The 9920-nt window shown below is 71.9% G+C and carries 8 protein-coding genes and 1 pseudogene; 5 read left to right on the top strand and 4 right to left on the bottom strand.

What is annotated here, in order from left to right:
- Positions 1–77: 77 nt before the first annotated feature.
- A complete protein-coding gene (locus L7D48_RS06050; RefSeq protein ID WP_237877839.1) occupies positions 78–1142 on the bottom strand; it encodes an SCO1860 family LAETG-anchored protein in 1065 nt (354 codons plus the stop codon).
- Between the two features lie 264 nt (positions 1143–1406).
- A complete protein-coding gene (locus tag L7D48_RS06055) occupies positions 1407–2522 on the bottom strand; it encodes an amidohydrolase family protein (RefSeq protein WP_237877840.1) in 1116 nt (371 codons plus the stop codon).
- Between the two features lie 95 nt (positions 2523–2617).
- Here L7D48_RS06055 and L7D48_RS06060 point away from each other — a divergent pair, with 95 nt between their 5' ends.
- The 5 genes from L7D48_RS06060 (at position 2618) to thpD (ending at position 7054) form a co-directional block, all read left to right on the top strand.
- Positions 2618–3220 (top strand): SigE family RNA polymerase sigma factor, encoded by a 603-nt coding sequence (locus tag L7D48_RS06060; protein WP_237877841.1) that lies wholly within the window; start codon positions 2618–2620, stop codon positions 3218–3220.
- 372 nt (positions 3221–3592) lie between these two features.
- On the top strand, positions 3593–4129 hold the full coding sequence (gene ectA, locus L7D48_RS06065) for a diaminobutyrate acetyltransferase (RefSeq protein WP_237877842.1): 537 nt from the start codon (positions 3593–3595) through the stop codon (positions 4127–4129).
- Positions 4130–4208: 79 nt separating this feature from the next.
- A complete protein-coding gene (ectB, locus tag L7D48_RS06070) occupies positions 4209–5477 on the top strand; it encodes a diaminobutyrate--2-oxoglutarate transaminase (RefSeq protein ID WP_237877843.1) in 1269 nt (422 codons plus the stop codon).
- A 135-nt stretch (positions 5478–5612) separates the two neighbouring features.
- Positions 5613–6017: an ectoine synthase gene (locus L7D48_RS06075; protein ID WP_093655460.1), complete on the top strand. Its 405-nt coding sequence runs from the start codon at positions 5613–5615 to the stop codon at positions 6015–6017.
- Positions 6018–6154: 137 nt separating this feature from the next.
- Entirely contained in the window at positions 6155–7054 is a 900-nt protein-coding gene (gene thpD / locus L7D48_RS06080) for an ectoine hydroxylase (protein ID WP_237877844.1), read from the top strand.
- Between the two features lie 151 nt (positions 7055–7205).
- Here thpD and L7D48_RS06085 read toward each other — a convergent pair.
- Both L7D48_RS06085 and L7D48_RS06090 read right to left on the bottom strand, forming a co-directional pair.
- Positions 7206–8231 (bottom strand): annotated as a pseudogene (locus L7D48_RS06085) (arabinogalactan endo-beta-1,4-galactanase); the annotation flags it as partial.
- 275 nt (positions 8232–8506) lie between these two features.
- Positions 8507–9920: beta-galactosidase trimerization domain-containing protein (locus tag L7D48_RS06090; protein ID WP_237877845.1), on the bottom strand; the 1414-nt coding region annotated here is incomplete at its 5' end.

Here is a 9920-nt window from a genome sequence, read left to right on the forward strand (position 1 = left end):
GGCGAGCCCCCGCCCGGGGTCCCGCCGCCGCTCACCGCCGCCGGTCCGGCCCCGGGGCCGGACCGGCGGCGTTCGGGTCAGGCGTCGGCCGCGCCGGAGGCACGGCGGCGGCGCAGCATCAGCAGCCCGCCGCCCGCGGCCACGAGCGCCAGGGCTCCGCCGGCGACGTACGGCGTGGCCGAACTGCCGCCGGTCTCGGCGAGGTTGCCGGTGGGCTTCTCGCCGGAGGACTCCGAGCCGGTCTGCGGCCGCGGGTCGTTCCCCTTGCCGTCGGTGGAACCGTCGGAACCGGCCGAGCCGCTGTCACCACCGGTGGAGCCCTCGGTCGAGCCCCCGGTGGAACCACCGCTGCCGCTGGTGGAGCCTCCGTCGGCGGAGCCGCCACCGGTGGATCCCCCCTCGGTGGAACCGGTGGAACCGCCCCCGGTGGAACCGGTGGAACCGCCGGTGCCGCCGCCCCCGCCACCGGGCGTCTCGCAGGCCGCCTCCACCAGGGTCACCCGGCCCTCGACCTCGGCCACGCCCAGGTTCGCCGGGTCCACCGCGACGTCCAGCCTCAGCGCGGTTGCGGCGGCCGTACGGGTGGTGGTCACGGTCTCGGCCAGCTTCAGCTCGACCGTGCCCACGCCGCCCACCCGGACCGAGGTGGTGCCGTCGGCCTTCACCGCGACCTTCTTGCCGAGCACCGTGACGGTGCCGGGGATCTCGGACTCGGCGGTCGGCCTGGCACCGGCCTCGCACACGGCACGGGAGGTGACCAGCCCGGTCCTGACCAGGGGCCGCAGCAGCCCCGGCACGTACACCTCGGCCTCGGCCAGGTTGGAGTGGCCCTCGGCCTTGCCCTTCTCCACCATCGCCTTCGAGGTGGCGGCCTTCGCGTCCAGCATGGTGAACGGCTTGCCGCCGTGCACGCCGTCCACGCGGGCCTCCAGCAGGGTCTCGTCGGCGCTCTCGGGCGCCCGGACCGCGTTGAGCTCGGTCTTCAGCGGTACGGCGGCGCCTCCCTTGAGCAGAGAGACCTCCAGGCTCGCCCGGAGTACGGCCGCGCTCGCCGAGCCCTCGTCGCCGGCGGCGTTCGCGGGCGCGGCGGTGACCCCCACCAGGGCGGCGGCGGCGAGCAGGCCGTAGACAGACTTGTTCACAGGTGAAACCCCCACGGATTGCATGACGTCACCGGCGGCCAATGGGGGACATCGCTCACACCGGTGACTGAGACCACGCCATTGTTGACCCACGTAGTGCGAAAGAGCGAACACACAGCGTTAGTTCACTCGAAAGAGTCACATCGGTCGCAGTTTTCGATTAGCGCATCATGGGTATCGCACCGCGCCTCCACGAGGCGGTCACACAGCCCCTTCCACCGCGGATCCGCCTCGTACACCACCAGGTCCGCCTCGCCGCACGCCTCACCGCACCGGACGCACCGGACGCACCGGACGCCCCCTGAGCAGCACCGCCCGCGGCGCGGCCAGCACCCGCACATCGGCCCGCGGGTCCGCCTCGTACACCACCAGGTCCGCCTCGGCGCCCTCCTCCAGTCCCGGGCGCCCCAGCCAGGCGCGGGCCGCCCAGGTGGTCGCCGACAGGGCCTCCACCGGCGGGATGCCCGCCGCCACCAGCTCCGCGACCTCGTCGGCGACCAGCCCGTGGGGCAGCGAGCCGCCCGCGTCCGTGCCGACGAAGACCGGGATGCCCGCGTCGTACGCCGCGCGCACGGTGTCGTAGCGGCGCTCGTGGAGCCGCCGCATGTGGTCGGCCCAGCGCGGGAACTTCTTCTCGCCTCCCTCTGCCAGCCGGGGGAAGGTGGCGATGTTGACCAGGGTGGGGACGATGGCGACGCCCCGCTCGGCGAAGAGCGGAATGGTCTCCTCCGTCAGACCGGTGGCGTGCTCGACGCAGTCGATCCCGGCCTCCACCAGATCGCGCAGCGACTCCTCGGCGAAGCAGTGGGCGGTGACCCGCGCGCCCTCCTCGTGGGCGGCGGCGATGGCGGCCTCCACCGCACCGCGCGGCCAGCAGGCGGCCAGATCGCCCCGCTCGCGGTCTATCCAGTCGCCGACGAGCTTGACCCAGCCGTCGCCGCGCCGCGCCTCGCGCCGCACATAGGCCGCCAGGTCCCCGGGCTCGATCTCGTGGGCGTAGTTGCGGATGTAGCGCCGGGTGCGGGCGATGTGGCGGCCGGCCCGGATGATGCGCGGCAGGTCCTCGCGGTCGTCGATCCACCGGGTGTCGGCCGCCGACCCCGCGTCCCGGATGAGCAGTGTCCCGGCGTCGCGGTCGGTGAGCGCCTGCTTCTCGCTGGTGGCGTCGTCGACGGCGCCGTGGGCGTCGAGTCCGACGTGGCAGTGCGCGTCCACCAGCCCGGGCAGCACCCAGCCCTCGACCGTGGCCGTCTCCAGCGGCCCGGTGGGCCGCTCGTAGGTGATCCGCCCGTCCACGACCCACATCTCGTCCTGGACGTCGTCGGGGCCGGGCCCGGTCAGGACCCGTCCCCGGATGTGGAAATTCCCGCGCTCGCTCATATGCCGCACTGTACGAGTCCCCTGTTACGCTCACGCAGCCGCAGGGGGTCGTGGCACACCACTTCACAGGATCCATCGAGCCCTGAGGAGGCCGCGTGGACGCCCCCACCGAAGATTTCCACGCCTTCTTCGACCGGCACTACGCCGACCTGTCCCGCTTCGCCTATCTGCTGCTGGGCGGTTCCGAGGGAGCCGACGACCTCGCCGCCGACGCACTCGTCGCGGTGTGGCGCCGGTGGGACAGCGTGCGTGCCGGCGGGCATCCGCTGGCGTACGCGCGCAGCGTGGTCGCCGGCATGGCGCGCACCCGGCAGCGCAGCCTGCTGCGCGAGCGCCGCCGGATCGCCCTGTTCTGGTCGCACCGGCCCGACCGCATCGACGATCCGGACGTGCCGGCGGTGCTGGACGTGCGCGACGCGCTCGCCCGGCTGCCGCTGCGCAAGCGGGCGTGCGTGGTGCTGCGGCACGCCTTCGACCTGTCCGAGAAGGAGACCGCCCGCACGCTGGGCATCTCGGTCGGCACCGTCAAGAGCCAGACCTCGCGAGGCATCGCCGAGCTGGAGCGGATGCTGGCGCCGGCCCGGACGGCTCCCGGCCGCGCGCACGGAACCGTACGGGCGCTGCGCGCCGGAGCGGTGCCGGCGGAGGGGGGACTTCCGCCGAGTTCCCCGAAGAACCTCACGATCCGGTTTCGCTGAGGTATCTTCCATGAATCGAAGATGAATTTACGGGCATCTCATCAGAATAGAATCCCGAACTTCGTATGCCCGCTCACGCGAGGCTTAAACACTAAGATTTGATATCGGCGAACCGCGTATTTCGGACACGTTCCGCGCTCGTTATGGATCTGTGACGGACTCAACATCGGTTCCTCTTTGCCCGGAAAATACGGGCCATACCAGGCATAACGCACCGCCCTTCGTGCGCGTGCGCACCCACGCGCGATAACACATAACACGCGCCCACGTAACCCCTTACCTCGATGTGATTTGAGTTCGCTCTGGGTAAATTGGATTTGCATGACCGCCGCACAAGCAGACCATGCAGGTGCCCACAGAAAGACCGTCGAAATGCCGGAGGGACTGAAGCTCGACGCGCCCCGCGTGGAGGACGGCGCAGCGATCTGGCGGATCGCGCGCGACTCCCGGGTCCTCGACCTCAACTCCTCCTACAGCTACCTGCTGTGGTGCCGCGACTTCGCCGCCACCTCGGTGGTGGCGCGCGACGGCGCCGGTGAGCCGGTCGGTTTCATAACCGGCTACGTCCGGCCGCAGCACCCGCGGACCCTGGTCGTCTGGCAGGTCGCCGTCGACCACGGGCAGCGCGGACGCGGCCTCGCCGCGGCGATGCTCGACGGGCTGACCACCCGTGCCGCCGAGGAGCTGGGCATCGACGGGATCGAGACGACGATCACCCCTGACAACACCGCCTCCAACCGACTGTTCACCTCCTACGCCGAGCGCCACGGCGCACCGGTGCGGCGCGAGGTCCTCTTCGAGGGCGCGCTGTTCCCGGAGGAGGGACACGAGCCCGAGGTGCTGTACCGGATCGGGCCCGTCCCCACCCTGGCCGCCGCCGCGCCTCCACCGGCCGCCGCCGGCGGCTGACCGCCGAGCGGCGCGCCGCACCGCGCCCCGGCCCCCAGACCTCTCACTCCTCTCGCAATCCATCTCCCAGGAGATCGCTGTGACCATGACCCAGCCCGACCTGAGCATCTTCCAGACCCTCGAATCGGAGGTGCGCAGCTACTGCCGCGGCTGGCCCACCGTCTTCGACCGGGCGCGTGGCAGCTACATGTACGACGAGGACGGCCACGCGTTCCTCGACTTCTTCGCCGGTGCCGGATCACTGAACTACGGCCACAACAACCCGGTGCTCAAACGCGCTCTGCTGGACTACCTGGAGCGCGACGGCGTCACCCACGGCCTGGACATGTCCACCACGGCCAAGCGCGCCTTCCTGGAGACCTTCCAGGAGGTGGTCCTGCGGCCGCGCGGCCTGGACCACAAGGTGATGTTCCCCGGCCCGACCGGCACCAACGCCGTCGAGGCGGCCCTGAAACTGGCCCGCAAGGTCAAGGGCCGGGAGTCGATCGTCTCCTTCACCAACGCCTTCCACGGCATGTCGCTGGGCTCCCTGGCCGTGACCGGCAACGCCTTCAAGCGCGCCGGCGCCGGTGTCCCCCTGGTCCACGGCACCCCGATGCCCTTCGACCGCTACCTCGACGGCAAGGTCGAGGACTTCCTGTGGTTCGAGCGGCTGCTGGAGGACTCCGGCTCCGGCCTGAACCGCCCGGCCGCCGTGATCGTGGAGACGGTCCAGGGCGAGGGCGGCATCAACGTCGCCCGGGCCGAGTGGCTGCGCGCCCTGGCCGACCTGTGCAAGCGGCAGGACATGCTGCTGATCGTCGACGACATCCAGATGGGCTGCGGCCGCACCGGCGCCTTCTTCTCCTTCGAGGAGGCCGGCATCGTCCCCGACATCATCACCGTCTCCAAGTCCATCAGCGGCTACGGGATGCCGATGGCGCTGACCCTCTTCCGGCCCGAGCTGGACGTGTGGGAGCCCGGCGAGCACAACGGCACCTTCCGCGGCAACAACCCCGCCTTCGTCACCGCCGCGGCCACCCTGAATACCTACTGGGCGGACGGGCAGATGGAGAAGCAGACGCTCGCCCGCGGCGAGCAGGTCGAGGCCGCCCTGCGCGCCATCGCCGCCGAGCACCCCGAGGAGGTGGCCGACGTCCGAGGCCGCGGCCTGGTGTGGGGCATGGAGTTCCACGACAAGGCCCGTGCCGGCTCCGTGGCCTCCCGCGCCTTCGAGCTCGGACTGCTCATCGAGACCTCCGGCCCCGAGAGCGAGGTCGTCAAGCTGCTTCCCGCGCTGACGATCTCCCCCGAGGAGCTGGACGAGGGCCTGCGCATCCTGGCCCGCGCGGTCCGCGAGACCGCCTGACACCCGCGGCACCGCCCGTCCCCGGCGCCCGTTCCGGCGCCGGGGGCGTCCGGTCGCCGCACGCACCACCCGAATGGCCCATCCCGCGGGTTTTCCCCGCGGATGGGCCTCTGACCGGAAAGGCACCACTTCACCGTGATCGTCCGATCGCTACAGGAAATCGAGGACACCGACCGCCACGTCAGGTCCGCCTCCGGCACCTGGGAGAGCAAGAGGATCGTGCTCGCGAAGGAGCGTGTGGGCTTCTCGCTGCACGAGACCGTGCTCTACGCGGGCACGGAGACCTCGATGTGGTACGCCAACCACGTGGAGGCCGTCCTCTGCGTCGAGGGCGAGGCCGAGCTCACCAACGACGAGACCGGCGAGAAGCACTGGATCACCCCCGGCACCATGTACTTGCTGGACGGGCACGAGAAGCACACACTTCGTCCCAAGACGGATTTCCGTTGCGTCTGCGTCTTCAACCCGCCGGTCACCGGCCGCGAGGACCACGACGAGAACGGCGTCTACCCCCTGCTCACCGAACCGGACGAGAGCTGACGCACCGCACCGGCCGAGCCAGACGGGCCGGTGCGGACGGCAGCCGAGACCACACGGGAGGCCCTGGCGAGAGAACCCGCAGCGAAGCGGCCACACGCGGGTACAGGGCCGCACGATGAGGAGAGGAAGGCAGAACCATGACCACCGCACCCGAACGCACCGCAGACCTCTACCCGACCCGGGGCGCCTCCGAGGTGATCACCCCCCGGCAGGACCCCACGGTGTGGTCCGCCCCCGGCACCCCGGGGCCGATCGAGACCGCGGACCTGGAGTCCTACGACCGGGACGGCTTCCTGGCGATCGACCAGCTCATCACCCCCGATGAGGTGGAGATCTACAACCGGGAGCTGAACCGGCTGGTCTCGGACCCGCTGATCCGCGCGGACGAGCGTTCGATCGTGGAGCCGAAGTCCCAGGAGATCCGCTCCGTTTTCGAGGTCCACAAGATCAGCGAGGTCTTCGCCGGCCTGGTGAGGGACCCGCGGGTGGTGGGCCGCGCCCGTCAGATCCTGGGCTCGGACGTGTACGTCCACCAGAGCCGGATCAACGTCAAGCCGGGCTTCGGGGCCTCGGGGTTCTACTGGCACTCCGACTTCGAGACCTGGCACGCCGAGGACGGTCTGCCGAACATGCGGACGGTCTCCGTCTCGATCGCCCTGACCGAGAACTACGAGACCAACGGCGCTCTGATGATCATGCCCGGTTCGCACCGGACGTTCCTCGGCTGCGCGGGTGCCACGCCGAAGGACAACTACAAGAAGTCCCTGCAGATGCAGGACGCGGGCACGCCGTCCGACGAGGCGCTGACCCGGCTCGCCGGTGACCACGGCATCCGCCTGTTCACGGGCAAGCCCGGTTCGGCGACCTGGTTCGACTGCAACTGCATGCACGGTTCCGGGGACAACATCACCCCGTACCCGCGCAGCAACGTCTTCATCGTCTTCAACAGCGTGGAGAACACCGCGGTGGAGCCGTTCGCGGCGCCCATCCCGCGCCCGGAGTTCCTCGGCGCGCGGGACTTCACCCCCGTGAGGTGACCGCTCACGCGAGGTAGCCGCTCCGTGAGGTGAGGAGCGCACGGCGCACCGTCTCCCCGCCGGGCCGTTCCGTACGGCCCGGCGGGGAACGGGACGCGCGGAGGGGGGCGGGACCGTGCGGTCCCGCCCCCCTCCGCGCGGTCGCCGGGGGTCAGCCCCGGCCCAGGACCTCCAGCGCCGGGAGGGCGCGGTCGTCGTAGCCGAAGAGCGCCTGGTTCTCCCAGCCGTTGCCGGAGGCCGGGTCGGCCGGATCCCAGCCGTTGCCGGGCACGGCGGTCCAGGTCGGCTCCCACCAGAACAGCCCCAGGCCCCGCCCGCCCGGTACGGCGGCCACGACCGCCGTGATGTCGCGCAGCCAGGCGGCCTGCCCCTCAGGTGTCGCCGGATAGCCGGGGACCAGCTCCGAGGGCCGGTCGATGATGTTCTCCAGGAAGTCCTGGCTGTCCAGCCGGAAGGGATAGGCGGTCTCCGCGACGAAGACGCCCTTGCGGTAGCGGGCCGAGACGTCGTTCAGGTTGGCCTGGAGGTCGGCGAGCGTGCCGTGCCAGTACCCGTAGAAGGACAGGCCGATGGCGTCGAAGGGCACACCGTGCGCCACCGCGTTGTCGAACCACCACCGGGTGTCGGCGCCCCGGCCGCCCTCGGCGAGGTGGAGGGCGACCCGGATGCCGGGCGAGGCGGCGCGGGCGGCCTCGGCCCCGGCGGTGAGCAGGCCCGCCAGGCGGGGCCAGTCCTCGGCCGAGCCGTCGGGCCACAGCATGCCGCCGTTGATCTCGTTGCCGATCTGGACCATGGCCGCCGGTGTGCCCTGTGCCCGCAGCGCGCCCAGGATGTCGGCGGTGTGGGCGCGCACCGCCTGCTCCAGCGCGGCCCCGTGGAGGTCCTCCCAGGCGGCGGGCTTGAACTGCTTGCCGGGGTCGGCCCAGGTGTCGGAGTAGTGGAAGTCGACCAGGAGCCTCATGCCCGCCGCGTGCAGACGCCGGGCCGTCCGCAGGATATGGGGCCTGGTGTGGTAGCCGTCGGCCGGATCCACCCAGACCTTCAGGCGGCCCCAGTTGACCCCGGCTCCCGCCAGGATCCGTACCGCGTCGTCCCTTCGGCCGTCGGCGTGGCGGTAGACGCCGCCGAGGTCCTCGCTCTTGGCGAGGGAGGAGATGTCGGCGCCGCGGATGCGCAGCCTCGGCGCGGCCGCGGCCGTACCGGGGACGGCGCCGGCCAGGACGGGGGCGGCGAGAGCGGCTGTTCCCAGCCGCAGGACGGTGCGTCTGCGCATGGCTGTGCCCTTTCTTCCGGTGTTCTGACGGGCCCCGGCAGGGCTCTGGCAGGCTCTGGCAGGCTCTGGCCGGGCTCTGACGTGCTTCTCTCGCGGGGGTTGGGCGATCTCGCGCCGCGCTCCGCGCCCCTCCCCGGTCTGCCCCGGGGAGGGGCCCGGCCGTGCGAGGCGCCCGGGGTTCAGCCGTCGAGGCGGACCACGCGGACCCCGCCCGCGGGGACCTCGAGCCGGCCGGCCACGCGGGTGCCGCCGAGCAGTTCGGTGCCGGACCTCTCCAGCGGCACCTTGGCGTCGGCGCCGGTGTGGTTGAGGACGAAGAGGTAGGTGCCCGACTCCCCGAAGCGGCGCACCACCTCCACGTCGTGGGGGATCCCGTCGCGCGGGGCGATGCCCGCGTCCGCGCAGGCGGCGGCCAGCACGGCGTCGAGCCCGCCCGGGCCCAGCCGCGTCGAGACGTACCAGGCGGTGCCCTCGCCCAACCTGTTGCGGGTGACGGCGGGGCCGCCCCCGGCCGGACCGTCGCCGTAGGACCACACCGCCTCGGCGCCCCGCGCCACGACGGTCTCGGCCCACACGTCGGCCTCCAGCGAGGGGACCTCGGGCCCGAGGACGGTCACCGTCTGGCCCGCCCGCAGCGGCTGGAACTCCTCGACCGTCAGCCCCAGCACCTCCCGCAGCGCGCCCGGGTGGGGGCCGGGGTGGACGGCGTCGTGCTCGTCGACGATGCCGGAGAAGTACGACACCACCAGGGTTCCGCCGGCGGCGACGTAGGCGCGCAGGCCCTCACCGGCCTGTGCCGAGGCCAGGTAGAGGGCGGGGACCACCACCAGCGGGTACGCGGCCAGCTTCGCCGGATCGGTCCCAGGGGGGACGAAGTCGGCCGTCAGATGGCGGTCGAAGAGGGCCGCGTACCAGGCCTCGGCACGCTCGCGGGCGTCGAGGTCCTGGCTGGGGCGCCACTCCAGCTTCTGCGCCCACCACGACTGCCAGTCCCACATCATCGCCACGTCCGCGACGGTGCGGGTGCCGCGGATCTCCTCCAGCGCCGCGACGTCCGCGCCGAGCGAGACCACCTCGCGCCAGATCCGGCTGTCGGTGCCGGCGTGCGGGACCATCGCCGAGTGGAACTTCTCCGCGCCGGAGCGGGAGGCCCGCCACTGGAAGAACATCGCCCCCTCCGAGCCTCGGGCGATGTGGGCCAGGGAGTTGCGGGCCATCTCGCCGGGGCGCTTGGCGATGCCGCGCGGCTGCCAGTTGACGCCGCTGGTGGAGTGCTCCAGCAGCAGCCACGGCTCGCCGCCGGCGACCGAGCGGGTCAGGTCGGCGGCCATCGACAGGTTGACGTGGTTGCGCTCGTCCTCGGCCACCAGGTAGTGGTCGTTGGTGACGATGTCGACCTCGCGGCCCCAGGCCCAGTAGTCGATGGTGTCGCACTGGGTGGGCGAGACCATGAAGTTGGTGGTGACGGGGACGCCCGGGGACAGCTCGTGCAGCAGGTCGCGCTCGCGGCGGAAGTTGGCCAGGGCGCTGTCGCTCGCGAAGCGGGCGTAGTCCAGGCGCTGGGCGGGGTTGCAGACGGTGGGGGTGGCCCGG

The sequence above is a fragment of the Streptomyces sp. ICN903 genome, assembly GCF_022015835.1.
GTDB lineage: Bacteria > Actinomycetota > Actinomycetes > Streptomycetales > Streptomycetaceae > Streptomyces > Streptomyces fenghuangensis.

Bases quoted from the DNA above. Each gene is read 5' to 3' on its own strand.
- L7D48_RS06055 (WP_237877840.1), bottom strand. From the start codon at position 2,522: ATGAGCGAGCGCGGGAATTTCCACATCCGGGGACGGGTCCTGACCGGG.
- thpD (WP_237877844.1), top strand. From the start codon at position 6,155: ATGACCACCGCACCCGAACGCACCGCAGACCTCTACCCGACCCGGGGC.
- ectA (WP_237877842.1), top strand. From the start codon at position 3,593: ATGCCGGAGGGACTGAAGCTCGACGCGCCCCGCGTGGAGGACGGCGCA.